Source organism: Aeromicrobium sp. 9AM, from assembly GCF_902506105.1.
Classification (GTDB): domain Bacteria; phylum Actinomycetota; class Actinomycetes; order Propionibacteriales; family Nocardioidaceae; genus Aeromicrobium.
In genome coordinates, this window is sequence record NZ_LR733304.1 from 2,237,945 (window position 1) to 2,263,474 (window position 25,530).

A 25,530-nucleotide genomic window follows, 5' to 3' on the forward strand; every position below is an offset into this window, starting at 1 on the left:
CCCGTCGGGTTCGCGCGACAAACCCGCGACAGCTCTAGTCTGGGCGCATGGCTGACCTGCGTTCGATCGCCCAGGAGCTCTACGGGCGTCCGCTGTCGGAGTTCATCGCCGCCCGCAAGGAGGCCGCCGACGACGCCGGCAGCAAGGAGCTGGCCAAGCAGGTCAAGGAGCTCCGCAAGCCGAGCGCGGCGGCGTGGGCGGTCAATGCGCTCGCGCGGGAGCGCGCCGAGCTGGTCGAGGAGGTCGTCGAGCTCGGTGAGCAGCTGCGCGACGCGCAGGCAGACTCCGACGGCTCACGCACGCGACTGCTCGATCGTGCGCGTCGAGACCTCACCCGGCAGGCCGTCGACGAGGCCGCCGAGCTCGCCAAGGCCTCGGGCGGCACGCTGAGCGGCCCGGCCGCCGCCGGCGTCGAGGAGACCCTGCGCGCGGCCATGACCGACCCCGATGCGGCCAACGCGGTGCAGGACGGACTGCTCGTCGCCACGTTCGCCGCCAGCCCGTTCGAGCCGGTCGACTTGACCGATGTCGTCGCGATCCCGCCGGAGGGTGCCCGACCTCGTACGAAGAAGGTCAAGCAGGGCCCCACCCAGCTGGAGCGCAAGCGCCTCGAGGTGGCCGAGGCCAAGGTCGAGAAGGCGCGCCGCAAGGCCAAGACGGCGGCAGACGAGCTGGAGTCGCTGGTCGAGGAACGCGACGAGATCCAGGCGGAGCTCGCGGAGCTTCGCAAGAAGGCCAAGGAGATCGAGCGAGAGATCGCAGACACCGAGCGTGCCCTCGACCGCGCCGACACGGAGGCCGACAAGGCCGAGGAGGCCGAGCGCAGCGCCCAGGAGGCGCTGGAGGACGCCGAGGCCGAGCTGGAGCGCCTCAACGCCTGAGCGCCGCAGGGAGCAGCTCTCGTACGCGGGTGTGGGCGATCGCCGCACGCGCTGCGTTCATGCCGCAGGCGCCGTGCACCCCGCCGCCGGGGTGCGCGGACGCGGACGCCAGGTAGAGCCCACGGATGGCGGTCTCGGCGCGACCCAGGCCTGGGACGGGCCGGAAGATCAGCTCCTGGTGGAGCTGTGCCGTGCCCCCGTTGATCGCCCCACCGATCAGGTTGGCATCGCGCTGCTCCATCTCGCGCGGGCCCAGCACCCGGCGGGCGATGATGCGCGACCCGAACCCCGGAGCCACCTCCTCGATCCGCGCCTGCATGCGGTCGGCGAACCGTTCGCAGTCGTCCCGGTCCCAGACCCCGCGGATGCCGTCCTCCCCCGCGTCGCGGATCGCGTCCTGCGGTACGTGCGTGTATGCCCACAGCGCCTCGGTCCCGGCCGGCGAGCGCGTCGGATCAGTCGTCGACATCTGGCCCGCGAGCATGAACGGCGCCGCCGGGATCGCTCGCGCCGACACCTGCCCCAGCGCCTCGGTCATCTGCTCGACCGAGTCGGCGATGTGGAAGGTGCCCGGATCATGTGGCGGCGGCTTGGCCCACGGCACTCCGCCGTCGAGGGCCCAGTCGACCTTGACCGTGCCCGGGTCGAGCTCGAATGACGTCATCGCGCGGACGACCCGCTCGGGCAGGTCCGCGGCAGGCACGAGCTTGCCGTAGAGGTTGGGCGCCGCGACATCGGCGAGGACGGCCCGACGTGCGGCGAAGTGCTCGCCGTCCGTCGTGCGTACGCCGACCGCCCGGCGGTCCGCGATCGTGATCCGGGAGACCTCGGACGAGCAGTGGATCTCCCCGCCGAGTGACTCGAACCGGCGCGCCAGCGCCTTGGTCAGCTCGCCCGCGCCACCTTGGGGCACGGGAAACCCGACGGTCTGGCCCAGCATGACCAGCAGGACGCCCATCAGGCCGGATCCCGGCGCGTGCAACGGGATGTCCGCATGGCCGGCGTTGCCGGCGATCAGCAACCGGGGTGACACGCCGCCGAAGCGCGCGAGCCCCAGCTCGGCGGCGGGGGTCAGCATCGTGCGGACGAACTCGAGCCCACCGACGCTGCGGAGGCGGGCGAGCGCGCCGAGCCCGTTCTTGACCGGCGGGAACGGCGACAGCAAGGCCTTGACCAGGTGGTCGCCGATCCGGTCCCACTGCTCGCAGAGCGCCAGCCACGACGCTCCGTCGCCAGGATGCTGCTCGTCCATCAGCGTGGCGGTGATGTCGCGGTCGCGGTGCAGCATCGCCCACTGCCCGTCCCTGGTCGGATGACCGAGCACCGCGGGCGCGTGCTGCCACACCAGGCCGTGCTCCTCGAGGTGGAACGACCGGATCGTCGGCGACGCCTCGGCCAACGGGTAGAACGCGCTGAACGTGTCGTGCACGAACCCAGGATGGACGTCCTCGGCGCTGCGCACCGCTCCCCCGACCTCCGGCTGCGCCTCGAGCACGAGGACCGACCACCCGGCGTCGGCGAGGTGGTTGGCGGCGACGAGCCCGTTGGGCCCCGCCCCGACGACGACGGCGTCGTACGTACGCGTCACGCCGGCGAGTCCTTGCCGGTCAGCCGCGCGACCACGTTGCGGCCGAGCCCGATCAGCGCATTGCCCTGCGCACCGTGCAGCCGGTTGCCGGCGAAGTGGGACTCGAGCACGTTGCCCTCGGTCGGCTCGACCCGCGTCGTACGGTCGGACGCCATGACGCGGAACAACGGCCCGACCAGCATGTCGAAGGCCCACGGCACCGCGTTGAAGCCGAAGCGCATGAGGTCGTTGGCGACGCCGACCTGCGTACGCGCGCGGTGGTTGTCCAGGCGGCGCAGTGCGATCCGCGCGACCCGCTCGGGTGACAGCACGGGCGGCGGCGGCCGGCCGGCGAAGCCGTCGTAGTTGGCGGCCTGCTCGTAGATCGGGGTGTCGACCCCGCCCGGTGCGACATAGGCGATTGTCACGTCGGAGAGGTCGCGGTTCTCCAGCTGCAGCTGCCGGGCGAGCGCCCGGACGCCCCACTTGCTCAGCACGTACGCGCTCATGCCCGGCACGCTGATGTGGCCGATGACCGAGCCGAAAAGCACGAGCGAGCCCTCGCGCTGGCGGCGCAGGACCGGGATCACGTGTCGTGCCACGTTGACGGCGCCTGTCAGGTTGGTGCGCAGCACGCCCTCGAAGACGTCGACCGGCACCTCCTCGGTACGTCCGTAGGCCACGACGCCCGCGCAGTTGACGACCGCATCGATGCGCCCGTGCTGCGAGGTCACCGCCGTCACCAGCTTCTCGACCTCGGCGTCGTCACCGACGTCGGTCGGCAGGACGAGCGTCGATGCCGCGCCGGCCGCCTCGCACTCGCGCGCGACCTGCTGCAGTGGCGGCTCGCCGCGGGCCACCAGCACGACGTGGTCACCGGCCGCCGCCGACTGCAGCGCGACGGCCCGGCCGATGCCGCTCGACGCGCCCGTGACGACCAGGACCCGGGCGCCCGAGGTCACGGCTTGAGCACCACCTTGATGCAGCCGTCCTGCTTCTTCTGGAACATCTCGTACGCCGCCGGTGCCTCCTCGAGCGGCACGTGGTGCGTCGCGAGGGACTCGACGCCCAACAGGTCGCCGTCCTTCTGGAGCACCTTGGTGATGTCGTCGGTCCACCGCTTGACGTGGCACTGGCCCAGCCGCATCGTGATGCCGCGGTCGAACATCTCCATCATGGGCATCGGGTCGACCTCACCGCCGTACACGCCGCTCACCGAGACCGTGCCGCCACGGCGTACGGACTTGATGCAGGCGATCAACGCAGCCAGCCGGTCGATCGCGAACTTGTCGGTCAGGGGCCTGGCCAAGGCGTCGGGGAGCATGCCCACGGCACTGATCGCGGTCTTGGCGATCGGTGAGCCGTGCGCCTCCATGCCGACCGCGTCGACCGTGCCGTCGGCGCCGCGACCCGACGTCAGGTCGAAGATCGCCTCTGCGATCTCGTCGACGGTGTCGAGGTCGATGACCTCGACTCCGTACGAGCGGGCGAGATCGAGCCGCTCGGCGACCCGGTCGACGCCGATCACCCGGCGCCCCGCGTTGAGCGCGATCCGCGCGGTCAGCTGACCGACCGGGCCGAGCCCGAACACCGCGAGGGTGCCGCCTTCGGGGACGTCGGCGAACTCGAACGCCTGCCAGGCCGTCGGCAGGATGTCGGACAGGTAGAGGTATCGCTCGTCGGGCGCTCCCTCGGGCACCTTGATCGGCCCGAACTGCGCCTCGGGCACCCGGAGGTACTCCGCCTGCCCGCCGGGCACCGAGCCGTACAGCTCGGTGTAGCCGAACAGCGACGCACCCTTGCCGGTCTTCTCGTTCTGCGTCGTCTCGCACTGCGCGAACAAGCCGCGCGAGCACATCCAGCAGTGGCCGCACGAGATGTTGAACGGGATGACGACGCGATCGCCGACCTTGAGGTCACCCGCCTCGGGGCCGACCTCCTGCACGACGCCCATGGTCTCGTGTCCGAGCACGTCCCCGGGGTGCAGGAACGGGCCGAGCACCTCGTAGAGGTGCAGGTCGGAGCCGCAGATCGCGGTCGACGTCACCTTGATGATGGCGTCGTTGGGCTGCTGGATGACGGGGTCCGGGACCGTCTCGACGGCGACCGATCGTCGCCCCTGCCAGGTGAGTGCGCGCATCAGTTCTCCTTCGTGGATCGTGGTGTGGATGGCTGGTCGTTCGTGTGGCGGCCTTCGGCGATGAAGGCCAGACGGCGGAGCGTCTCGACGTTGCGCCACTTGAGCGTGATGCCCTTGAACGGCTCGGGCACCAGCACGCCGGGACCGGCCGTCGCGTCCTCCTCGATGACGACCTCGGTCTGGGCGCCGACGTCGCTGAGCCTGATGTGGACCTTGGCCTCGCCGACCGGCCAGGCGCGGGCCTGCAGGGTGATCGACCGTCCGGGGACGACCTCGAGCACCTCGGTGTGGTCGTTGATCAGCAACGGCCAGACACCGACCGAGTGGTGGATGCGGCTGCCCTTCTCGGGCCAGTTGCTGTCGACGTCGCGCATACGAGTAGCGCCGACCACCCACAGCGGGTAGAGCCAGCCGTCGGCGAGCACGTTCCACACCTCGTCGGGGGTCGCGGCGACGAGGCGGGTGTTGACACTCACGTGATGTCCTGCCGGTTCAAGGGGTTCATTGGCCTGTCCTACCCCCGCCCCGCGCAGACAAACGGCCGAGCGCGCGCCACGGTTTCGTGGGCGGTCCGTCGGGTATGCGTACGGTTCCCGACCCAAGGAGAACCATGGCGCCCACACCACTCACCGTCCTCGCGATCAACTGCTCCCTGAAGCCAAGTCCCGAGGCATCGAGCGGCGACCTGATGGCGCACCAGTTCCTGGACGCCTTCGCCGAGAAGGGGGTGACCGGGACGGTCGTGCGACCGGTCGACCACACGATCAAGCCCGGTGTCGAGGCGGACATGGGCGACGGTGACGACTGGCCCGCCCTGCGGGACCAGGTGCTGGCGGCTGATGTCCTCGTGTTCGTGTCACCGACGTGGCTGGGACACATGTCCAGCGTCGCCCAGCGCGTGCTCGAGCGGCTGGATGCCGAGCTCTCCAGCGAGGGCGACGACGGCAACCCGATCCTCTACGGCAAGGTCGCGGTCGTCGGCGTCGTCGGCAACGAGGACGGCGCCCACAAGGTCACCGCCGACCTCTACCAGGCGCTCAACGACGTGGGCTTCACGATCGCGGCGCAGGGCGGGACGTACTGGAACGGCGAGGCCATGCAGACGACCGACTACCGCGAGCTCGAGCAGACCCCGGAGCCCGTGGCGTCCGCGATGTCGGCCGCCGTCGCGAACGCGGCGCACCTGGCCCGCGCGCTCAAGGTGTCGGCCTACCCCGCGTCCTGACGCCGAGCGGGATTGACCGCTGCTTCGCCGGGGTAGGTGCATCGCATGACGACGATTGACCTGGGCCGGCCCGAATCGGGCGACGTGATCGACCTCATCATCGAGGACCATCGACGGTTCGAGGCGCTGCTTCGCGACCTCCGCAACTCCGAGAGCGACCGCGAACGCGTACGAGCGGCGTTCTCGGCCCTGCACGTGGCACACGCCGAGGCCGAGGAGAGGCACGTCTACCCGGCGCTGCGCCGCAAGACCTCCGCGGACGCCGAGGAGGTCGACCACGGCGAGGAGGAGCATGCCGAGGGCAACGAGGCGTTGCTGGCGCTGCTGGAGTGCTCGGGCACCGACACGCAGAAGTTCGACGACGCCCTGGAGAAGCTCGCCGAGCTCGTCAACCACCACCTCACGGAGGAGGAGCTGACGATCCTCAACCCAGCCCGAGAGGACGTCGGGGAGCCGACGCGGATGGACCTCGGCAAGCAGTTCGCCGCCGAGCGCAATCGGCAGATCGACGCCGACTGCGGCAGCATCTCCAACGTACGCCGGATCGTTCAGCAGGCTCGCAAGGAAGGACTCCTGGACGACGCAGAAGAGGAGTGACCGTGCGTGAGGTGGGCGTCGAGGAGGAGATGTTCCTGGTCGATCCCAGCACCAGGCGGCTCATGCCGGTCTCTGACCGGGTGATCCACTCGACCCGCACCGCCGAGGACGACCTCGACCAGGAGCTGTTCCTCCAGCAGATCGAGATCCACACGCAGCCGCGCACTGACCTCACCACCCTCCGGGACGACCTGGTCGTGGAGCGTCGCCTGGCGGCGGAGTCGGCGGAGTCCGCGGGCGCCCGGCTGGTGTCGGTGGCGACGCCGGTCCTGCCGCACACGATCGGTCGCACCACGCCCAAGCATCGTTACGTGACGATGCTCGAGGCGTACGGCAAGGTGCTGGGGCAGGCCGGTCTCGTGTGCGGGACCCACGTCCACGTGCACGTCGAGCAGGCCGAGGCAGTCGGCATCGTCGACGAGATCCAGCCGTGGCTGCCTCTCGTCGCCGCGATGTCGGTCAACTCGCCGTTCTACCTCGGCGAGGACACCGGCTACGCGAGCTGGCGTCGTCAGCTCTACGACGGCTGGCCGAGCGCCGGGCCGGTCGAGCCGTTCGGCGACTCGGCTGGGTACGAGGAGGCCGTCCGCGAGCTGATCGCCTCGGGCGCTGCGCTGGACGAGGGGATGATCTACTTCGACGCGCGGCTGTCCCGCAACTTCCCGACGATCGAGATCAGGGTCGCGGACGCGTGCACCGACCTCGACACCACGGTGCTCATCGCCGAGGTGGCTCGCGCCCTGGTGGAGACCGCCGCCCGGTCCCGAGCCGCCGGCGAGAGCTCCACGCCATGGCGGATCGACCTGCTGCGAGCCGCTCGCTGGCGGGCGCGCCGCAACGGACTGGCGGAGTCGCTGATGGATCCGGTCACCCGCGCGGTCGTGCCGGCCGAGAAGGCGCTGGCCCGCTTGCTCGAGCACGTGCGGCCCGTGCTCGAGGAGCACGGCACGACGGCGCTGGTCGAGGACGGCATACGACGCCTCCTGGCCGGTGGCACCGGAGCCGACGCTCAGCGTGCCGTCGCGACCCGCTCCTCGGACCTGACCGCGGTGGTCGACGACCTCATCGAGCGCACCGGCGCGTCATTCGCTCAGTCGTAGTCGGACTCGTTGTCGAGCGAGATCCAGTCCCTCGACTTCTGCTCCGACGCCGAGCCGTCCTTCTTGACGATCAGCGTGCCGTTGTAGCCCAGCACCGCGTACGACGTGCCGTCCTTCTTGGCGACGAACGCGTCGCGCTGCGGGTCATAGCTGCCGGGCAGGTCGACGACGTCACCACCGCTGGGCTTGGTGACGAAGCGGAACGACTCACCGGAGGCGTCCTTGCCGCAGATCGAGGTCTTGGCGTCGGTCGTCGTGGTCTTGTAGAGGATGACGGGGTAGGAGCCGCCGCACGCCAGGCCAAGGCCCTTCTTCTTCTGCTCCGTGCGCGTCACCGGGGTCGTGCCGCAGTCGGGCAGGAGGCTCTCCTGCTCGGTGCCCTCGACGTTGAACTGGGTGTCAGCCCCCTCGCACGAGGCCTTGGGCGTGGGCTTGGTCTTGGTCGGCTCGGTCGTGGGGGCCGTCGTCGTTGCGGTGTCCGAGGTCGAGTCCGATCCGGTCGCCAGCGGCTTGGTGGGGTCGTCGTCACCCATGAGGCGCCATCCGGCGAAGGCGATGACGGCCAGCACCGCGATCGCGAACAGGATCACGAACACCCGCTTGGGCCGCTGGGAGGCGGTCTTGCTCACAGGTGTTCCCCTTCGATCGACTCCGGAGAGCCTAACAAGACAGGGCGACTACTCCCACTCGATCGTGCCGGGCGGCTTGCTCGTGATGTCGAGCACGACCCGGTTGACCTCGTCGACCTCGTTGGTGATGCGGGTCGAGATGCGCTCCAGCACGTCGTACGGCAGGCGGCTCCAGTCGGCGGTCATGGCGTCCTCGCTCGACACCGGGCGCAGCACGATCGGGTGTCCGTACGTACGACCGTCGCCCTGCACGCCGACCGAGCGCACGTCGGCCAGCAGCACGACGGGGAACTGCCAGATCTCGCCGTCGAGACCGGCGGTCGTGGTCTCCTCGCGGACGATCGCGTCGGCCCGGCGCAGGATGCGCAGGCGTTCGGCGTCGACTGCGCCGACGATGCGGATCGCGAGCCCGGGCCCCGGGAAGGGGTGGCGCCCGACGATCGCCTCGGGGATGCCGAGCTGGCGGCCGACGTCGCGTACCTCGTCCTTGAACAGGGTGCGCAGCGGCTCGATCAGGCTGAACACGAGGTCGTCGGGGAGCCCGCCGACGTTGTGGTGGCTCTTGATGTTGGCCGCTCCCTCGCCGCCGCCGGACTCGACGACGTCGGGATAGAGCGTGCCCTGCACGAGGAACTTGACCGGCGGGCCGGGGGTTGCGAGCACCTCGCGCTCGGCTGCCTCGAAGACCCGGATGAACTCGCGGCCGATGATCTTGCGCTTCTCCTCGGGGTCGGAGACGCCGGCGAGGAAGCCGAGGAACTGATCCCGCGCGTCGACGACCTTGAGGTCGACACCGGTGGCCTCGACGTAGTCCTTCTCGACCTGCTCGGCCTCGCCCTCGCGGAGCAGCCCGTGGTCGACGAACACCGCGGTCAACTGGTCGCCGATGGCCCGGTGCACCAGTGCCGTCGACACGGCCGAGTCGACGCCGCCGGACAGGGCCGAGATGACGCGGGCGTCGCCGACCTGCGCGCGGATCAGCTCGACCTGCTCGTCGACGATGTTGCTGCTGGTCCAGGTCTGGCGGCAGCCGGCGATGTTGACCAGGAACGCCTCGAGGATGCGCTGGCCGTGCTCGCTGTGCAGCACCTCGGGGTGCCACTGCACGCCGGCGAGCCTGCGGTCGGTGTGCTCGAACGCGGCGACTGTGGCGCGGGGCGAGTTGGCGTTGACGACGAAGCCCTCAGGCGCGGCGACGACCTCGTCGCCGTGGGACATCCAGGACGTGAGCGTCGCGGGCAGTCCGGCGAGCAGGCGGCCGGGCTCGGCGATGCTGACCGACGTACGGCCGTACTCACGCTGACCCGTGTGGGCGACATCGCCGCCGAGGACCTTGGCCATGGCCTGGAAGCCGTAGCAGATGCCGAACACCGGAACCTCGGCGTCGAACAGCGACGCATCGAGCTGTGGGGCACCGGCCTCGTACACCGACGACGGTCCGCCGGAGAGGATGATCGCGGCCGGCTGCTTGGCCAGCATCTCGCTGATCGGCATGGTGTGCGGCACGATCTCGGAGTAGACCCGCGCCTCACGCACCCGGCGGGCTATCAGCTGGGCGTATTGCGCCCCGAAATCGACGACGAGAACAAGGTCATGATCAGGGGTCACGCGCCCATCCTATCGGCCAAAAAATATCTTCAGGAACGTGCGTAACCCCTTGTGACCGCGGTCGTTTTACAGGGTGGATCTAACAACACTCCCTCCCGTTAGATCATGTGCTGCTCCTCGTGGCACAACAGGGCCCGACCCGTGAGCTCCCTCCCGGTCGGGCTCTGTGCATTCCGGGACCTTTTAGGAGCAACCCGACCCACGCCCACGGCGGAAGGGTGCCGAGCTGACGAGGCCGTTGTGGCCCGTCGACGAGCGGACCACGCAGCGCAAGCAGACGACGCAACGACGCTTGTCGATGGGCGACAGGTGACTTGTCAGCGCTCGTGCCCAGCAAGAAGAGGCGAGGTCACGACGTAATCAAAAGCCCCTAGCTCACCCCGACGATCGGGAGGCGCAGGGCGGCTGGGGCGTCCGCAGGGACGACGGGGTTCTTCGGCGGCACGGGCTGCAGCTTGCGGTACGCCTCACCGACGGCCGGGCGTGCGTCCTCCTCGCCCTTGTTGGGCCAGTAGGAGATCGCGCGCTCGGCCTGCGCCGTGATGGTCAGGGAGGGGTTCACGCCGAGGTTGGCGCTGATCGCCGAGCCGTCGACGACGTGCAAGCCCTCGTGGCCGAACAACCGCTGGTACGGGTCGATGACACCGGTCTCCGGCGAGTCGCCGATGGCACAGCCGCCCATGAAGTGAGCCGTGAGCGGCACGTTGAACGGCTCGCCGATCGTGCCGCCGGGCGTACCGTCCATGTGCTCGGCCATCCGCTGCACGGCTTCGTGCGCCGGCGGGATGAAGGAGGGGTTGGGCGCACCATGGCCCTGCTTCGACGTCAGCTTGCGGCGGCCGGTGATGCCTCGCTTGGTGTACGTCGTGATGGAGTTGTCGTGGGTCTGCATGACCAGGGCGATGACCGTGCGCTCCGACCAGTGCCGCAGGTCGTACAGCTTGAAGATGCTGAACTTCTGTCGCCACATCTCCTTGAGCCACACCCGCCAGCGCGGCTTGCCGGTGCTGCCGTCGGTCAGCACGGTCTGCATCAGCGACATCGCGTTGGAGCCCTTGCCGTAGCGCACGGGCTCGACGTGGGTGTGCTCGTCGGGGTGGAACGACGACGTGATCGCGGCGCCGTGGCTGTAGTCGACCTCGCGGCCGTCGGCGATCGCACCCAGCAGGGCCTCGGAGTTGGTACGCGTGAGGAGCCCGAGCCGGTCGGAGACTCCCGGAAGCGCGCCGCGGTCCTTCATCTTGTGCAGCAGCTTCTGGGTGCCCATCGTGCTGGCCGAGAAGATGACCTGCTCGGCGGTGATCTTCTTGTGCGGGCGGAAGCGCCGGTTGGTGCGGCGGGTCTCGATCTCGTAGCCGCCTCCGGGGAGCGGCGTGACCGAGGTGACCGTCGTGAGCGGGTGGACCTCGGCGCCACCCTTCTCGGCGAGGTAGAGGTAGTTCTTGACCAGCGTGTTCTTGGCGTTGTGACGGCAGCCGGTCATGCACTCGCCGCAGTGCAGGCAGCCTGCCCGGTCGGGCCCGGCGCCACCGAAGTAGGGGTCCGCGACCGTCTCACCGGGGTCGGCGCCGAAGAAGACCCCGACGGGCGTGTGGTGGAACGTGCCGCCGACGCCCATGTCCTCGGCGACCTGCTTGATGATCTTGTCGGCAGCGGTCTCGATCGGGTAGACCTCGACGCCCAGCATCCGCTTGGCCTGGTCGTAGTAGGGCGCGAGCTCCGCCCGCCAGTCGGTGATGTGGCCCCACGCCGGGTCCTTGTAGAACGGGTCGAGCGGCTCGTAGAGCGTGTTGGCGTACACCAGCGAGCCACCGCCGACACCCGCGCCGGACAGGATGAGGACGTCCTTTAGCTTGTCGATGCGCTGGATGCCGTAGCAGCCGAGCTGGGGCATCCAGAGGAACTTGCGCAGGCGCCAGGAGTTCTTGGCGAAGTCCTTGTCCTCGTAGCGCTTGCCGGCCTCGAGCACGGCGACCTTGTAGCCCTTCTCGGTCAGCCGCAGCGCCGAGACGCTCCCGCCGAACCCCGATCCGATGACGACGACGTCATAGTCAAATGTCATGCCGCCACCTCCGTGAGAAAGCCACGGTACGGAGATGTCAGCATGACGACTCCACTGTTCACTCGCTGCGCTCGCTCATGCACGCGGGGTCCTCCTCAGGATCCTCAGTCCGGCGGTGAGCACTTTGGCGTACGTCCGGGGTTGCAGGAACGACGGGCCGGCGACCGGGAAGCCGCGTTGCACGCCGACCGCCTGGGGCTCGGTGTAGCGGAGGATGCCCTCGGCGCCCTGCCTGCGGCCGAGACCCGACTGGCGCATGCCGCCCATCGGGGCGTCGACGCTGCCGAACGTCGCCGAGAAGCCCTCGTTGATGTTGATCGTGCCGGCCTTGATGCGGGCGGCGATGGCGCGCGCCTCGCGCGGCTTGCCCCAGATGCTCGCGTTGAGTCCGTACTCCCCCTGGTTGGCGAGCGAGATGGCGTCGTCGACCGTCTTGTAGGGATACAGAGAGACCAGGGGTCCGAAGGTCTCCCCCGCGAAGCACTCAGCGTCCGCGGTGACGCCTTCTAGGACGGTCGGCTCGTAGAAGTACGGACCGATGTCCGGCCTGGGCTTGCCGCCGACCAGCACGGTGGCGCCGTGGGCGACGGCATCCTTGACGTGGTTCGTCACGGTGTCGAGCTGGGCCTGCGAGACGAGCGATCCGATGTCGGCGTCCCAGTCGAGGGCGGCACCGAGTGCGAGGTGCTCGACCCGCGAGACGAACGCGGCCTTGAACTCCTCGAACCGCGAATCCGGTACGTACAGGCGCTCGATCGAGACACAGAGCTGGCCGGCGGACGAGAAGCACGCCTGCACGGCGCCGGCCGCGGCCTTGTCGATGTCGGCGCTGGGCAGCACGATCATGGGGTTCTTGCCGCCGAGCTCGAGCGAGCAGCTGATGAGGCGCGCTGCGGCCTGCTGCGCGATGAGCTTGCCCGTCGCGGTCGACCCGGTGAAGCAGACGTAGTCGGCGCGCTCGATGATCGCGGTGCCGACGACGGAGCCGGCGCCGCTGACGACCTGCCACACGTCGGCGGGAATGCCGGCCTTGCGCATCAGTTCGACGCCCGCGAGGGCGATCAGCGGGCTCTGGCTGTCCGGCTTGTGCACCACGGCATTGCCGGCCGCGATGGCCGGGATGCCGTCGGAGATCGCCATCGTGAGCGGGTAGTTCCAGGGACTGATGATGCCGACGACACCCTTGGGCACCTGGTTGACAGTGATGGAGGTCAGTCCCGGCAGCGCACCGTTGCGGCGGCGCGTGCCGATCTGCTTCTTGAGCCGCCGGGCGTAGAAACGCGCCGTGAGGGCCAGGTGCGCGACCTCGTCGAAGGCGTGCGCGCGGCTCTTGCCGGACTCGACCTGGATCAGGTCGAGCAGCTCGTCCTGGTGCTCGAGGACCAGGTCGTGCAGACGCAGCAGGGCCTTCTTGCGAGCCCGGAGCGAGGTCTTCGACCATGCCTCCTGCGCGACGCGCGCGGTCGCGAATGCCTCGTCGACGTCGGCGATGCTCGACACCGGGATGTCCGCAACCGGGTCGCCGGTCAGCGGCGAGTGGGTCGTCCGGTGCTCACCGGAGGTCGTACGGACGAGGCTCGTGAGCTCGGCAGCACGTGCCGAGGACACGGGCGACGAGGTCTGCGCAGGTGAGTCGAGCGTGGTCATACCCTGAGTATGACATTGCTCGTGTCACATGACTACCGGCGAGTAACGAGACTCACGCTCAGGTGAAGAGCCCTTCGCCCCAGAAGCCCTTGCGGCCGACACCGGGCGGGCAGGCGAACAGGCCCGAGCTCACGTGCACGATGTACTCGTTGAGCAGGTCGTTCTGCGAACCGGCGAGCGAGCGCTGGACCTGGACGAACTGCTTCTCGGGATCCCGCTGGTACGCGATGAAGAACAGCCCGGCCGAGAGCTGGCCGAGGCCGTCCGAGCCGTCGACGAAGTTGTAGCCACGCCGCAGCAGCTTCGCGCCGTGGTTGAAGTCGGGGTGCGCCAGGCGTACGTGCGACTTCTTGTCGATGACCGGTGCCCCGCGGTCGTTCTTCTGGGTGAAGTCGAGCTTGGCGAACTCGTCGCCGCCCGACAGCGGGCCGCCGGAGCCCTTGGCGCGGCCGATGATGTTCTCCTGGCCCTCGAGCGGCTCGCGGTCCCAGATCTCGATGCGCATGTTGATCTTGCGGCTGACCAGGTATGAGCCGCCGACGAGCCAGTCGGGGCCGTCCTCCTTGGGCACCCAGACGAAGTCCTGGACGTCCTTCTTGTCCTCGACCTTGATGTTGGCGGTGCCGTCCTTGAAGCCGAGCATGTTGCGGGCCGTGACCTGCGCGGACGACGTCGAGGACGTACGCCCGAAGCCCATCTGGGAGTAACGCACTGACGCGCGACCGAAGGCGATGCGTACGAGGTTGCGCACCGCGTGGACCGCGACCTGCGGGTCGTTGGCACAGGCCTGGATCGCCAGGTCCCCGTCGCTGATCGCCGGATCGAGCTGGTCGCCGGAGAACGCCGGCAGCTGCTTGAGCTTGTCGGGCAGCTTGCCGTCGAGACCGAACCGGGCCTTGCCCTTGGCATCGACGAACAGGCCGCGACCGAAGCCCACCGTGATGGTGAGCCCCGACGGCGGCAGGCCCAGCGCCTCGCCGGTGTCCTCCGGCGGTGCGAACGGCGAGCCGGACACCGCGCCGAACTTGCCGACGTCGTTGCCCTGCGTCATCTGCCGCGCCGCTTCGGTCCAGTCCTTGAGCAGCGAGATCAGGTCGGCGCGCTCCTCGCTCGTCATGTCCAGCGCGACGAAGTAGAGGCGGTCCTGCGCCGGCGTGACGATGCCGGCCTGGTGCGCACCCTCGAAAGGGATCGGCTTCGCGTCGGGATCGGCGACCCCTGCGGGGCTCTCGTCACCCTGGCGGCCGACGGCATAGCCGCCGCCGGCACCGACCGCGAGCGCACCGATCCCGGCCGCGCCGATCAGCTTGCGGCGGGAGAGGCCCGACGTGGACTCGTTCTGCTCAGACATCAGTTCAGGCTACGCAGACTCGGCAACCACGGCGGCGACGCGGCTGATCGGTTCACTGACGGCGGCCACCAGGTCGGACAGGCGCTTGACCTGAGCCTTGGTGAGCTTGTCGTAGAACGTCCAGTCGCCGTTGTCGTCCTGGTACTGGTCGAGGTCGTCGTCGAGCGCCTTGAACTTGGCGTCGAGCTCCTTGACGAGGGCCGGGTCCTGCTTCTCCAGCACCGGGCGGAGCGCCGCGATGGCAGCCTCGGAGCCTTCGATGTTCGCCTTGAAGTCCCAGAGGTCGGTGTGGCTGAACTCGTCCTCCTCGCCGGTGATCTTGCTGGTCGCGACCTCGTCCAGCAGGCCCTTGGAGCCCTGCGCGAGCTCGAGCGCCGTCAGCGGGGCGTCCTTGCCGAGCGCCACGATCTTCTTGACGTTGGTGAGCAGGTCGTCGGCGTACGGCGCCATGCCCTCGGTGTTGTTGTCGACCCACAGCTGCTTCTCGATGCGGTGCCAGCCGGTGAAGTCGCGCTTCTCGGCCTTCGCGTCGGCCTCGCGACCGTCGGTCAGCGGGTCGAGGTCGCCGAACTTCTCGGCCACCGGCTCGATGCGCTCCCAGTACGTACGGGCGATCGGGTAGAGCTTCTTGGCCTCCGTGACGTCGCCGTCCTTGACCGCAGTGACGAACTCATCCGTCTTGGCGATCAGCGCGACGGTCTGGGAGTTGACGTAGCGCTCGTACGACGTCGCGGCGGCCTTGAGCTCCTGGGAGTCGGACAGCTTCTTGGCTGCCTCGCCCGTGACCGTGAGCTTCTGGCGGATACCGTCACCGACCATGCCGGGCTTGCAGGCGCCTTCGTACGAGCCCTTGGGCAGGTCGACGACCAGGTTGCGGGTCAGGCCGGGTCCGACGTTCTCGACCTCGCCCATGATGCGGTCGCCGTCGGCGTAGACGTAGAACTCGGTGACCTTGCTGCCCTTGTTGGTGACCTTGAACGTCGACGGGCCGGCCTTGAGGTCGGTCTGCGAGACGCTGCACTTGGAGTCCGTGGCTTCGACCGTGAGGCCGCCGGAGGACGACTTGGGGTCGTCGGCACAGGCCGTCAAGCTCAGGGCGGCGATCGTCAGCACGCCGAGCGTGGCAAGAGGCTTCATTGCAGGGAATTCCTTCGGGGAGGTCGGGCTCGGCCTCGATATAAGGCTAGCCTCACCATGCTAAGGCACCCCTGACCCAGCAGGCCAGTGGCCCCGGGTGTGATGTGTTCGACGGGCCTACGCGACCGTGACCTCGTCGCCGACCGACACCTTGCCGGTCGCAAGCGGGACGATGCGGATGCCGAACCACGTCTTGCCGGCCCACTTGCGGTGGCGCGCGAGCGTACGGATCGGCTCCTTGCCGTGGGCCAATGTCAGCGGGTCGATCGTCGTCACGACACAGCGGTCGCAGTGCTCGGCGAAGCGGTAGGGCACGTCGCCGATGTGGAGGCCGCGCCAGTCGTCCTCGGCGAACGGGACGTCCGAGCCCTCGACGACGACGTTGGGACGGAAACGCCGCATCACCATGGGCTGCGGCTCGTGCTCCGCTGCGATCCAGGCGTCGAGCTGCGCCAGCGACGACGTGGTGGTGAGCAGCAGCGGCCCGGTGTCGGCCAGGCTGAGCGGCTCGGCACCCAGGCCACCGTGCTTGTCCGAGATCGGCCGTCGGGCCGGGTCGTCCTGCCACACCAGCCGGACCGGCTCGTCCAGGACCTGGCTGAACCACGTAGCCGCATCGTCACCGGCGTCGACCATCGACGCGAGCCTCGTGACGTTGACCGGAACCATGGGGCCTCCGATGGGTACGGCCACCGCGAGCGGCCGCTGGTCCGGAGCCGTGAGGGTCAGCGCACCCGACTCGTCCGGAGTCGCCGTGACCGTCAGCAGCCGGCCGTGTGTCGTCGCGTTGAGCCTGACGCCCTGCGGGTCGACGACGGCCCAGCGCCGGTCGTCGCGCAGTCCGGCGAGCTCGACACGGGCAGAGGCCAGGTCGACCGGTGCCGTCGCCTTGACCGGGTAGACGTGGAGCGACTCGACCCGCATCAGAGCAGCTTCTCGAAGCACAGCGAGTAGGTGACCTCTTCGTACGGCGGGTAGACCGGGATCGAGGTGTAGCCGTGGCGGTCGTAGAACTTCAGCGCGGCATGCTGGCGGTCGCCGGTGTGGATGATGACCCGACGCGCACCCTCGTCACGCGCGGCCTGCTCCATGGCGGCCAACAGGTCGTCGGCGATGCCGGTTCCGCGGCTGCTCGGCACGACGTACATGCGCTTGATCTCGAGCTCGCCGTCCAGCTGCCGCAGGCACGCGTGGCCCACCGGACCCTCCTCGCCGTACGCCACGACGGTGGCGACGACCGATGACGGCTCGATGCCCTCTGACCCGGACCGGTGCAGGGACGCCGGGTCTGATGCGTAGAGCTGGTTGCCGTAGGCCACGTGCTCGTCACGCAGCGCCACGGCGTCGGGATGCCCGAAGGGCACGCGCTCAAGCCTGAATTTGATCACTGATTCTCCTGCTGCCTCGGGGCCCCCGCGAAATCGTGAGCCCTTTCGACATGCACACCTTGACGTGTGGCGAGCGGTTTCGTGGGGTGAGGTCAGCCGACGACGACCTCGACCCGCTGGAACTCCTTGAGGTCGGTGTAGCCCGTCGTCGCCATGGCTCGGCGCAGGGCACCGATGAGGTTCATGGTGCCGTCGGGGACGGACGAGGGGCCGAACAGCACCGACTCGAGGTCGCCGACGGTGCCCATCTCGACGCGGGCGCCGCGCGGGAGGTCGGGGTGCCAGGCCTCGGCGCCCCAGTGGAATCCGCGACCGGGGGCCTCGACGGCGCGGGCGAAGGGAGAACCGATCATGACGGCATCGGCGCCGCAGGCGATGGCCTTGGCGATGTCACCGCTGCGACCGATCGAGCCGTCGGCGATGACGTGCACGTAGCGGCCGCCGGACTCGTCGAGGTAGTCACGCCGGGCCGCTGCGACGTCAGCGACCGCAGAAGCCATCGGCACCGCGACGCCCAGCACGCTGCGGGTCGTGTGCGCGGCACCGCCACCGAACCCGACGAGCACGCCGGCGGCGCCCGTGCGCATCAGGTGCAGCGCCGCCTGGTAGGTCGCGCAGCCACCGACGATGACCGGGACGTCGAGCTCGTAGATGAACTCCTTGAGGTTGAGCGGCTCGGTCTGCCCCGAGACGTGCTCGGCCGACACCGTGGTGCCGCGGATGACGAACAGGTCGACGCCCGCATCGACGACGGCGTCGGCGAACTGCTTGGTGCGCTGCGGCGACAGCGCGCCGGCCACGGTGACCCCCGAGTCGCGCATCTGCTTCAGGCGCGCGGTGATGAGCTCCGCCTTGATGGGCTCGGCGTAGATCTCCTGCAGGCGCTTGGTGGCCAGTGGGCCGTCGATGCCGGCGACCTCCTCGAGCAGCTTCTCGGGATCCTCGTAGCGCGTCCACAGTCCTTCGAGGTCCAGCACACCGAGTCCGCCGTGCTTGCCCAGGGCGATCGCCGTCTCGGGACTCATGACCGAGTCCATCGGGGCGGCGATGACCGGGAGCTCGAACCGGTAGGCGTCGATCTGCCACGCGGTCGAGACCTCTTCGGGGTCTCGCGTACGCCGGCTCGGGACGATCGCGATGTCGTCGAAGGAGTACGCACGTCGGCCGCGCTTTGCCGTGCCGATCTCGATGTCTGCCATGCGTACAGCCTAGTGCGATGGAGGGACCGGGTGACCTACTGGACGCCCCGCTGGATGTCGTCGAGCGACAGGTCGGGGAGCATCCCGGCCGGCTTGCTCGAACGCCGCACGAGCACGGGCTGGACGTCGTCGCTCTGGCGCGCCAAGGCGTACGGCGTCCCGGCGAGCGCGAAGCGGAGCGCGCGCGACAGGGTGCTGACCTTGGCGTCCGACGGGCTGACCTGCGGCGCTGCGGCCTTGATCGCCATCGCGAGGATCGGCAGCGTGCCGCCGTGGTTGGCGAGCTGGTCGAGATAGCTGCGGACCTTGGGCTCGGTCAGCACCTTCTTCATGATCGCCTTGTAGTCGTCGGGCGACGATGCGCGACCCTCGTGGACGACGGGGATCTGTGAGGCGATCTTGTGCCACTCGGGCTTGCCGCCGGCCCGCGGCGGATTCTTGTCCGGCGCCGGTTCCTGCTTCTTGGCCGTCTTCTTCGCGGTCTTCTTGGCGGCCGCCTCCTTCTTGGCGGGCGCCTCCTTCTTGGCGGGCGCCTCCTTCACCGGCGGAGGCTCCACGACCTTCTTCGCGGCGGCCTTGCGAGGAGCAGCCGACTTCTTGGCCGGCTCCCCGGCGGAGAACACCGGCTGCAGCGCTGCCGCAGGCGGGACCGGGGTGACCTTGAGGCCGACGTACTGGTCGACCTCCTTCTCCAGCACCGAGTTGACCGGGTGGTTGGACAGCGTGGCGCCCACGACGTACTTGTCGAGCTCGTGCAGCCTGCGCACCAGCGGCACGAAGTCGCCGTCGGCCGACACCAGGACGAACACCTCGATGTGGTCCAGATCGGCGGCGACCCGCAGGCAGTCGACGACCAGGACGATGTCGGCGGCGTTCTTCTCGGCCTTGCCCACCGAGAAGACCTGGACGGTCTCGACCCGGCTCCGCTCGACGTCGCGGCGGTAGTCCTCGAGGCCCAGCGCGTTCCAGTCGGCGTACGCCCGGGCGACCGCGATGCCGTTGGCGCCGGCCTCCTGCGAGGCGGCCTTGTCGATCTGGTTGAGGATGTCCTCCATCGACACGTCGGGGATGTCGAGCTTGCCGTAACCCTTGAACAGGTTCTCGGCGTCGATGAAGACGGCGACGTTCTTGCGGATGCTCACCCCACGAGGCTAACGGTGCTCACGCTGAGGAGTCCCCGCACCACGCTTCGGTCGCTGGCGCTCCCTCCCGGCGCTCCGCGCCTAGCGAGCGAGTGCTCCGGTTCCTAGCGAGGCCGCCCGCGGCCGAGCGGGAGCGAGCTCTGCGAGCGAAGGACGCTGGAGCGAATCATCGCGACGAATAGTTGGGCGCCTCGGCGGTCATCTGGATGTCGTGCGGGTGGCTCTCCTTGAGCGACGCCGACGTGATCCGGACGAACCGGCCCTTGTCCTGCAGCTCGGGGATCGTGCGCGCCCCGACGTAGAACATCGACTGGTTGAGCCCGCCGATCAGCTGGTGCGCGACCGCCGACAACGGGCCGCGGTAGGCGACCTGGCCCTCGACGCCCTCGGGCACGATCTGGTCGTCGCTGGTGATCTCGGCCTGGAAGTAGCGGTCCTTGGAGTACGACTTCTTGCCGCGGCTGCTCATCGCACCGAGCGAACCCATGCCGCGGTAGGCCTTGAACTGCTTGCCGTTGACGAACACGACCTCGCCCGGGGACTCCTCGACACCGGCCAGCATCGATCCGATCATGACGGTCTCGGCACCGGCGACCAGGGCCTTGGCGATGTCGCCCGACTGCTGCAGGCCGCCGTCGGCGATGACCGGCACGCCAGCGGGCTTGGCCGCCAGGGACGCCTCGTAGACCGCGGTGATCTGGGGCACCCCGCACCCGGTGACGACCCGGGTCGTGCAGATCGAGCCGGGGCCGAAGCCCACCTTGACCGCGTCCGAGCCGGCGTCAACGAACGCCTGAGCTCCTTCGCGGGTCGCGACGTTGCCGCCGATGACCTGGACGTGCCGCGTGGCCGGGTCGGTCTTGAGCCGCTTGACGATGTCGAGGAGCATCCGCACGTGACCGTGGGCGGTGTCGGCGACCAGGACGTCGACGCCGGCGTCGATCAGGGTCGTCGCGCGCTGCCAGGCGTCACCGAAGTAGCCGATCGCCGCACCGACCATCAGGCGACCATCGGCGTCCTTGGTGGCGTGGGGGAACTGCTCGGACTTCACGAAGTCCTTGACCGTGATGAGGCCCGCCAGGCGGCCCTCGTCGTCGACCAGCGGGAGCCGCTCGCGCTTGTGCTTGCGCAGCAGCAGGGTCGCGTCCTCACGACTGATGCCGTCGTGACCGGTGATCAACGGCATCGGGGTCATGACCTCGTCGACCTTGGTGGTGGCCCACTCGGCGACCGGCGTGAACCTCAGGTCGCGGTTGGTGATGATGCCGAGCAGCCGGTTGTCGGTGTCGACGACGGGGAGCCCGGAGACGCGGTACTCGCCACAGATGCGGTCGAGCTCCTCGAGCGTCGCGTCGGGGCCGATCGTCACGGGGTTGGAGATGATGCCGGTCTGGGTGCGCTTGACGAGGTCGACCTGGTAGGCCTGGTCCTCCAGCGACAGGTTGCGGTGCAGCACGCCGATGCCACCCTGGCGCGCCATCGCGATCGCCATGCGCGACTCGGTGACGGTGTCCATCGCGGCGCTGATCAGCGGGATCCGGAGGTTGATCTCGCGCGTCAGCCGCGACGTCGTGTCGATCTCGCTGGGATTGAGGTCGGAGAACCCGGGGAGCAGAAGGACGTCGTCGTACGTGAGTCCGAGCGACGCAAACTTGTCAGGAATGCCGGTGTTCTCCATGGCGTTATCCTATCGTCCCGGGGGAAGGCGACCCGTCGCTGCGGCGGCCCTGTGCGACACCGCATCACAGAAGATCGGACATTGCACCCGTACCCGCAGTATGATGCCCCCATGGACCGCAAGCCAGGGCGCCCGAGGGCACTCACTGTCGACGTCATCGCGCAGGCTGCGCTTGACGACGGAATCGCCACATTCAGCATGCCGTCGGTCGCCCGACGGCTCGGGGTCGCTCATTCCGGTCTGTACCGCTACGTCGAAGATCGCGATGACCTGCTCCTCCGCGCGCTCGACAAGGCGATCGTCGCCGCCAGCTGGCCAGACGCCGACCTGCCGTGGCAGGAGCTGCTCAAGGGCATCGGCGAGACGATCTGGCAGATGTGCGAGGACCACCCGGGCCTCGACACCGCCGCACTCGGCGCACCGAAGTCTCCGCGTGCCGTCGAGGACCGCATCGAGAAGTACATCGACTCGCTGCAGCGCCAGGGCTACAAGCTCGAGGACGCCACGGTCGCCGTGGAGTTCGTCGTCACCCTCGCCCTGACGGCCTCCGCCGAGATGCGCCGACTCAAGGCGATCGAGAAGGCGCACGTCGACGGGCCGCGGATGCCGGTGCTCAAGGCGTACGACACCGAAGAGGTCTGGCGCGGCCACGGCTGGTATGACCGCAAGCTCGACATCGTGCTGGCCGGACTCGAGCAGCGCCGCTCGTCCTAGGACGCATACTTCTCGAGGTCGTCGGCGAGGCGGTTCATGATGTCCGCGTATGCCCGATAGCTGGGCGGCGCGACCGACGTCCACGGGATGTACGCCTTGTCCTTCGCAGCCTGCAGCGTCTGGAACACCGGCTGGTCGTCGAACAGTGCGAGCCCGGCCTTGCCGACCCGGTCGTCGTACAGGAGCACGTCGGCGGGATAGAGGTCGGCCTTCTCCCAGCTCAGCGTCTGGAAGTAGCCACCCTTGTCTGGCTTGGTCGGCACGACGATCGGCAGCTTGAGCTTGTCGCGCCAATACATCAGGTCGGGGCTGACCTTGGGGTTGGAGACGTAGAAGACGTCCTGCGCGGGTGAGCCGACCAGGATCTTCTTGGTGCCGAGGTCCTTGCCGGCCTGCTCCACGCGCTTCGCTGCAGCCGCGAAGTCGCCGTGCGCCTTCGTGACGGTCGCGGAGTCGAGGTCGGCGCCCAGGGCCTTGGCCGCCCGTTCGGTGGAGTCCAGCATGCCGGGCAGGGTCTTGCCGTCGAAGCTCACGACCATGATCGGCGCGAGCTGCTTGAGCTTCTTGGCCGTCGCGTCGTTGACGTACCAGAGATCGCTCTTGAGGTACGCGCTCGTGACGACGAGGTCGGGCTTGAGGCTCGCGGCCTTCTCGAGGTCGATCGAGCCGTACTCGCCGCCTCCGGTGACGTCCGGCACCTTGCCGATGTCGAGGCCGGCGACCTGCGAGTCCGGTCCGCCGTCAGCGTTCTTGAGCGGACCGAACGTGCCGACGATCTCGTCTCCGAGGCCGAGGTCGGTCAGCGCTGCGGCGACCGACGACTGCACGAGCAGCCGCTGCGGCTTCGCGTCCAGGCTGATCTTCGTGCCCAGATCGTCCTTGTACGTCCATGGGCCGGCCCCCGCGTCGTCCGATGCCGACGTGCCGCACGCGGCCACCATCATCAGTGATGCCGCGGCCAGCGCCGCTCCGAGCCGCTTCACAGCTTCTTCCCGAGATCGCTCGCGAGGGTGTCGATGACGCGGGTGTACGCCTCGTAGCCGGGTGGCGTGACGGCGGCCCACGGGACGTACGCATCGTTCTTGGCACCCGTGATCGTGCTGAAGACGGGCTGCGCCTTGAGGGTCTTCAGGCCGCCCTGACCCATGCGGTCGTCCCACAGGATGACGTCGGAGTCGTACTTGTCCGACTTCTCCCAGCTGAGCTCGTCCCAGTAGGAGTCCTTCTTCGCCTTCACCGGCGCGATGGGCAGGCCGATCGACTGGTAGTAGGCGATGTCGGGGAACTGCGCCGGGTCGCCGGCGTAGAACAGGTCCGCTGTCGCACTGGCCGGCAGGACGGTCTTGCTGCCCAGCTGCTCGCCGACCGCGGCGAGCCGCTTGCTGGCGGCGTCGAACGCCTTGCGCGCCTCGACGGCGTCGTCGTCCTTCAGGTCCGCACCCAGCTTGCCGGCGACCTTCTCGACCGAGTCCAGCGTCTCGACCAGGTCGAGGCCCTGGAAGTTGATCGCGAGGATCGGGGCGAGCTTCTCGACCCGCTTCGCGGTAGCGTCGCTGAGGTACCAGAGGTCCGGCTTGATGTACATGTTGGTGATGATGAGGTCGGGCTCGAGCGCGGCGACCTTCTCGAGGTCGAGCGAGCCGTACTCGCCGCCGCCGGTGACGTCCGTGACGTCCTCGGGGTCCAGGCCGGCGGCCTGCGGGTCGACCGACCCGTCCTTGAGCTTCAGCGGTCCGAACGTGCCGACGATCTGGTCGTCGAGGCCCAGCTCGGCCAGCGCCGCTGCGACGGAGGACTGGGCCACGATGCGGCGAGGTGTGCTGTCGACCGAGATCTCGGTGCCGCGGTCGTCCGTGTACGTCCACGGGCCGGCGCCGGCGTCGTCGGATGCGGAGGTCCCGCAGGCAGTCAGGGTCGTGAGGGCGATCGCGGCAAAGGCTGCGAGGAGTCTGCGTTTCATAAGGGCAGCCTAACCTAAGGAAAAGCGCTACTCCGGGGTGCCCCCGTACGTGAACTCCACCTCGCGCCGGGCCTCGTCGATCCGGGCCAGGACCACGCTGACCTGCGTACCTTCGCGCAGACCGGGACCTTTGCAGCGCGCGATGGCCGGCGGATCGTGGAGCACGATGTCACCGCCCTCGCGATCGGCATGCACCACGATCGCGTCGAACGACTCACCGATGCGGCCGGCGAGCGCCCAGACCTCGGCCTGGTCGATGCAGGTGCGGTCAGCCTTGGCCGCTCGCTGGTCCGAGGACTTCATGATCTCCGGAAGCGAGGGCAGCGCCTCTCGTACCCAGTCCGGCACGTCCCGCTTCTCACAGATCGCGAGGCAGGCCTCGGTGCCGAAGCGGTCGGCCAGTCGCCTCAGCGGCGCGGTGACGTGGGCGTAGGGCCCACCGACCCCGGCGTGGTCGGCCTGGGCGGGCGCGGACGCGTCGAACGCCTCGTAGCCGGCGCCACGGAGCAACCGGGTCGCCTCGGTCATGAGCGCAAGGGAAGCCGGCCGTGCCGGGTCGAGCGACAGCAGCACGAGCGCCGGAGTCGCCCCGTCGGGCACCGGAATCTGCAACGTGCGCGCCGTGCGGAGGAACCCGGCGTTGGCCCGCTCGTCCGCCGGAGGGAGCGTACGCAGCAGTCCGACCTGCGCCTCGAGCATCAGCTGGGCGGCCGCCATGCCGGTCAGCAGCGAGACCTCGGCGTTCCAGCCGTCGACGTCCGTCCGGATGCGCATCACGACCCGCCAGCCGTCGCCGTCGCGCTCGACCTCCTGCTCGGGCAGGGCCAGCTCGATCGCGCCGCGGTCGACGCGTACCTTCTGGCGGAGCCGGCCGAGGTCGGCGAGCGGCTCGAGCGACGGGTGCGGCGAGCCCGCGTCGAACGACTTCTGCACGCCCTCGTAGTCGAGCTGGGCAACCGACTTCACGAGCGCTCGGCGCACCGACGCGTTGCTCAGGCTGCCGTCAGCGGCGACGTCGACGGTCCACAACGCTGCGCCGCGGACCTGGTCGGCAAGCAGGCTCAAGGCGCCCTCCGACAGCACCGGCGGGTGCAGCGGCACACGTCCGTCAGGCAGGTAGATCGTCTGCCCCCGGAGCCGCGCCTCGGTGTCGACCGCGCCGCCTGGCGGGATCGCGGCACCGAGGTCGGCGATCGCGTAGTGGACCTTGAAGCCGCCGCCGTCCCGTTCGAGGAACATCGCCTGGTCGAGGTCCTTGGCGCCCGGTGGGTCGATCGTGACGAACGGGATCGAGGTCGCATCCTCGAGGTCGCCGCGTTCGGCTGCGGCGATCGTCGCCGCTTCGGCGAGCACATCAGGTGGGAAGCGATCGGTCTCGTCGACGGACGGGAGGCCCAGGTCAGCGCGTACGCCGGCGAAGTCGTGCCGTGGAGTGCTCACCCCGATGAATCTAGCGGGAGGGCGTCCTTCGCTCGCAGAGCTCGCTCCCGGTCGGCCGCTGGCGG

General features: G+C 69.2%; 23 protein-coding genes. 5 read left to right on the forward strand and 18 right to left on the reverse strand.

Annotation, left to right across the window (positions count from 1 at the left end; genetic code table 11):
- Window positions 1-47: 47 nt before the first annotated feature.
- Entirely contained in the window at window positions 48-881 is an 834-nt protein-coding gene (locus BOSE46_RS17515) for a hypothetical protein (RefSeq protein WP_159541458.1), read from the forward strand.
- Here BOSE46_RS17515 and BOSE46_RS17520 read toward each other — a convergent pair.
- The 4 genes from BOSE46_RS17520 to BOSE46_RS17535 are packed head-to-tail and all read right to left on the reverse strand — an operon-like array spanning window position 871 to window position 5,064.
- On the reverse strand, window positions 871-2,469 hold the full coding sequence (locus tag BOSE46_RS17520) for an NAD(P)/FAD-dependent oxidoreductase (RefSeq protein WP_159541459.1): 1,599 nt from the start codon (window positions 2,467-2,469) through the stop codon (window positions 871-873). The genes BOSE46_RS17515 and BOSE46_RS17520 overlap by 11 nt on opposite strands.
- Window positions 2,466-3,410 (reverse strand): SDR family oxidoreductase, encoded by a 945-nt coding sequence (locus BOSE46_RS17525; RefSeq protein ID WP_159541460.1) that lies wholly within the window; start codon window positions 3,408-3,410, stop codon window positions 2,466-2,468. The genes BOSE46_RS17520 and BOSE46_RS17525 overlap by 4 nt, the downstream gene beginning before the upstream one ends.
- On the reverse strand, window positions 3,407-4,588 hold the full coding sequence (locus tag BOSE46_RS17530; RefSeq protein WP_159541461.1) for a zinc-dependent alcohol dehydrogenase: 1,182 nt from the start codon (window positions 4,586-4,588) through the stop codon (window positions 3,407-3,409). Before BOSE46_RS17530 ends, BOSE46_RS17525 begins: the two co-directional genes overlap by 4 nt.
- Window positions 4,588-5,064 (reverse strand): SRPBCC domain-containing protein, encoded by a 477-nt coding sequence (locus BOSE46_RS17535; RefSeq protein WP_159541462.1) that lies wholly within the window; start codon window positions 5,062-5,064, stop codon window positions 4,588-4,590. The genes BOSE46_RS17530 and BOSE46_RS17535 overlap by 1 nt, the downstream gene beginning before the upstream one ends.
- Window positions 5,065-5,198: 134 nt before the next feature.
- Here BOSE46_RS17535 and BOSE46_RS17540 point away from each other — a divergent pair, with 134 nt between their 5' ends.
- From BOSE46_RS17540 to BOSE46_RS17550, 3 genes are read left to right on the forward strand one after another with little or no spacing between them, the layout of a single operon-like run.
- The gene (locus BOSE46_RS17540) at window positions 5,199-5,813 is read left to right on the forward strand and encodes a flavodoxin family protein (protein ID WP_159541463.1); all 615 of its coding nucleotides are present in this window, start codon (window positions 5,199-5,201) and stop codon (window positions 5,811-5,813) included.
- A gap of 45 nt (window positions 5,814-5,858) precedes the next feature.
- Complete coding sequence (locus tag BOSE46_RS17545; RefSeq protein WP_159541464.1) at window positions 5,859-6,410, forward strand: hemerythrin domain-containing protein; 552 nt, start codon at window positions 5,859-5,861, stop codon at window positions 6,408-6,410.
- A 2-nt stretch (window positions 6,411-6,412) separates the two neighbouring features.
- Entirely contained in the window at window positions 6,413-7,510 is a 1,098-nt protein-coding gene (locus tag BOSE46_RS17550) for a glutamate--cysteine ligase (protein WP_159541465.1), read from the forward strand.
- Here the strand turns inward: BOSE46_RS17550 and BOSE46_RS17555 are convergent.
- The 11 genes from BOSE46_RS17555 to guaB form a co-directional block, all read right to left on the reverse strand.
- Window positions 7,501-8,139, reverse strand: coding sequence for a hypothetical protein (locus tag BOSE46_RS17555; RefSeq protein WP_159541466.1), 639 nt, complete (start codon window positions 8,137-8,139; stop codon window positions 7,501-7,503). The two genes, BOSE46_RS17550 and BOSE46_RS17555, sit on opposite strands and share 10 nt — an antisense overlap.
- 48 nt (window positions 8,140-8,187) lie before the next feature.
- Window positions 8,188-9,747, reverse strand: a complete 1,560-nt coding sequence (gene guaA / locus BOSE46_RS17560) for a glutamine-hydrolyzing GMP synthase (protein WP_159541467.1) — start codon at window positions 9,745-9,747, stop codon at window positions 8,188-8,190.
- A 370-nt stretch (window positions 9,748-10,117) separates the two neighbouring features.
- The gene (locus BOSE46_RS17565; protein ID WP_159541468.1) at window positions 10,118-11,809 is read right to left on the reverse strand and encodes a GMC oxidoreductase; all 1,692 of its coding nucleotides are present in this window, start codon (window positions 11,807-11,809) and stop codon (window positions 10,118-10,120) included.
- A 75-nt stretch (window positions 11,810-11,884) separates the two neighbouring features.
- Window positions 11,885-13,456: a succinic semialdehyde dehydrogenase gene (locus BOSE46_RS17570; protein WP_159541469.1), complete on the reverse strand. Its 1,572-nt coding sequence runs from the start codon at window positions 13,454-13,456 to the stop codon at window positions 11,885-11,887.
- Between the two features lie 58 nt (window positions 13,457-13,514).
- Window positions 13,515-14,807, reverse strand: a complete 1,293-nt coding sequence (gene efeB / locus BOSE46_RS17575) for an iron uptake transporter deferrochelatase/peroxidase subunit (RefSeq protein WP_159541470.1) — start codon at window positions 14,805-14,807, stop codon at window positions 13,515-13,517.
- Between the two features lie 9 nt (window positions 14,808-14,816).
- Entirely contained in the window at window positions 14,817-15,944 is a 1,128-nt protein-coding gene (gene efeO / locus BOSE46_RS17580) for an iron uptake system protein EfeO (RefSeq protein ID WP_159541471.1), read from the reverse strand.
- A 117-nt stretch (window positions 15,945-16,061) separates the two neighbouring features.
- Complete coding sequence (locus BOSE46_RS17585) at window positions 16,062-16,868, reverse strand: MOSC domain-containing protein (RefSeq protein WP_159541472.1); 807 nt, start codon at window positions 16,866-16,868, stop codon at window positions 16,062-16,064.
- On the reverse strand, window positions 16,868-17,332 hold the full coding sequence (locus BOSE46_RS17590; protein ID WP_159541473.1) for a GNAT family N-acetyltransferase: 465 nt from the start codon (window positions 17,330-17,332) through the stop codon (window positions 16,868-16,870). The genes BOSE46_RS17585 and BOSE46_RS17590 overlap by 1 nt, the downstream gene beginning before the upstream one ends.
- 92 nt (window positions 17,333-17,424) lie before the next feature.
- Window positions 17,425-18,531 (reverse strand): GuaB3 family IMP dehydrogenase-related protein, encoded by a 1,107-nt coding sequence (locus BOSE46_RS17595; RefSeq protein ID WP_159541474.1) that lies wholly within the window; start codon window positions 18,529-18,531, stop codon window positions 17,425-17,427.
- A 35-nt stretch (window positions 18,532-18,566) separates the two neighbouring features.
- On the reverse strand, window positions 18,567-19,673 hold the full coding sequence (locus BOSE46_RS17600; protein WP_159541475.1) for an NYN domain-containing protein: 1,107 nt from the start codon (window positions 19,671-19,673) through the stop codon (window positions 18,567-18,569).
- Window positions 19,674-19,839: 166 nt separating this feature from the next.
- Window positions 19,840-21,351 carry an IMP dehydrogenase gene (gene guaB, locus BOSE46_RS17605; RefSeq protein ID WP_159541476.1) on the reverse strand — a complete coding sequence of 504 codons (1,512 nt, stop codon included), beginning with the start codon at window positions 21,349-21,351 and terminating at the stop codon, window positions 19,840-19,842.
- A gap of 111 nt (window positions 21,352-21,462) precedes the next feature.
- Between guaB and BOSE46_RS17610 the strand changes: the two genes are divergently transcribed.
- Entirely contained in the window at window positions 21,463-22,065 is a 603-nt protein-coding gene (locus tag BOSE46_RS17610) for a TetR/AcrR family transcriptional regulator (RefSeq protein WP_159541477.1), read from the forward strand.
- Here BOSE46_RS17610 and BOSE46_RS17615 read toward each other — a convergent pair.
- From BOSE46_RS17615 to BOSE46_RS17625, 3 genes are read right to left on the reverse strand one after another with little or no spacing between them, the layout of a single operon-like run.
- Window positions 22,062-23,048, reverse strand: a complete 987-nt coding sequence (locus tag BOSE46_RS17615) for an ABC transporter substrate-binding protein (RefSeq protein ID WP_159541478.1) — start codon at window positions 23,046-23,048, stop codon at window positions 22,062-22,064. The two genes, BOSE46_RS17610 and BOSE46_RS17615, sit on opposite strands and share 4 nt — an antisense overlap.
- Window positions 23,045-24,025, reverse strand: coding sequence for an ABC transporter substrate-binding protein (locus BOSE46_RS17620; RefSeq protein WP_159541479.1), 981 nt, complete (start codon window positions 24,023-24,025; stop codon window positions 23,045-23,047). The genes BOSE46_RS17615 and BOSE46_RS17620 overlap by 4 nt, the downstream gene beginning before the upstream one ends.
- A 27-nt stretch (window positions 24,026-24,052) precedes the next feature.
- Window positions 24,053-25,465 (reverse strand): RNB domain-containing ribonuclease, encoded by a 1,413-nt coding sequence (locus tag BOSE46_RS17625; protein ID WP_201299664.1) that lies wholly within the window; start codon window positions 25,463-25,465, stop codon window positions 24,053-24,055.
- Window positions 25,466-25,530: the final 65 nt, after the last annotated feature.

Excerpts from the sequence above, each read along its gene's own strand:
- BOSE46_RS17515 (WP_159541458.1), top strand. The coding sequence starts at position 48 with ATGGCTGACCTGCGTTCGATCGCCCAGGAGCTCTACGGGCGTCCGCTG.
- BOSE46_RS17530 (WP_159541461.1), bottom strand. The coding sequence starts at position 4,588 with ATGCGCGCACTCACCTGGCAGGGGCGACGATCGGTCGCCGTCGAGACG.
- BOSE46_RS17540 (WP_159541463.1), top strand. The coding sequence starts at position 5,199 with ATGGCGCCCACACCACTCACCGTCCTCGCGATCAACTGCTCCCTGAAG.
- BOSE46_RS17545 (WP_159541464.1), top strand. The coding sequence starts at position 5,859 with ATGACGACGATTGACCTGGGCCGGCCCGAATCGGGCGACGTGATCGAC.
- BOSE46_RS17565 (WP_159541468.1), bottom strand. The coding sequence starts at position 11,809 with ATGACATTTGACTATGACGTCGTCGTCATCGGATCGGGGTTCGGCGGG.
- BOSE46_RS17570 (WP_159541469.1), bottom strand. The coding sequence starts at position 13,456 with ATGACCACGCTCGACTCACCTGCGCAGACCTCGTCGCCCGTGTCCTCG.
- efeB (WP_159541470.1), bottom strand. The coding sequence starts at position 14,807 with ATGTCTGAGCAGAACGAGTCCACGTCGGGCCTCTCCCGCCGCAAGCTG.
- efeO (WP_159541471.1), bottom strand. The coding sequence starts at position 15,944 with ATGAAGCCTCTTGCCACGCTCGGCGTGCTGACGATCGCCGCCCTGAGC.
- BOSE46_RS17585 (WP_159541472.1), bottom strand. The coding sequence starts at position 16,868 with ATGCGGGTCGAGTCGCTCCACGTCTACCCGGTCAAGGCGACGGCACCG.
- BOSE46_RS17595 (WP_159541474.1), bottom strand. The coding sequence starts at position 18,531 with ATGGCAGACATCGAGATCGGCACGGCAAAGCGCGGCCGACGTGCGTAC.
- guaB (WP_159541476.1), bottom strand. The coding sequence starts at position 21,351 with ATGGAGAACACCGGCATTCCTGACAAGTTTGCGTCGCTCGGACTCACG.
- BOSE46_RS17610 (WP_159541477.1), top strand. The coding sequence starts at position 21,463 with ATGGACCGCAAGCCAGGGCGCCCGAGGGCACTCACTGTCGACGTCATC.
- BOSE46_RS17620 (WP_159541479.1), bottom strand. The coding sequence starts at position 24,025 with ATGAAACGCAGACTCCTCGCAGCCTTTGCCGCGATCGCCCTCACGACC.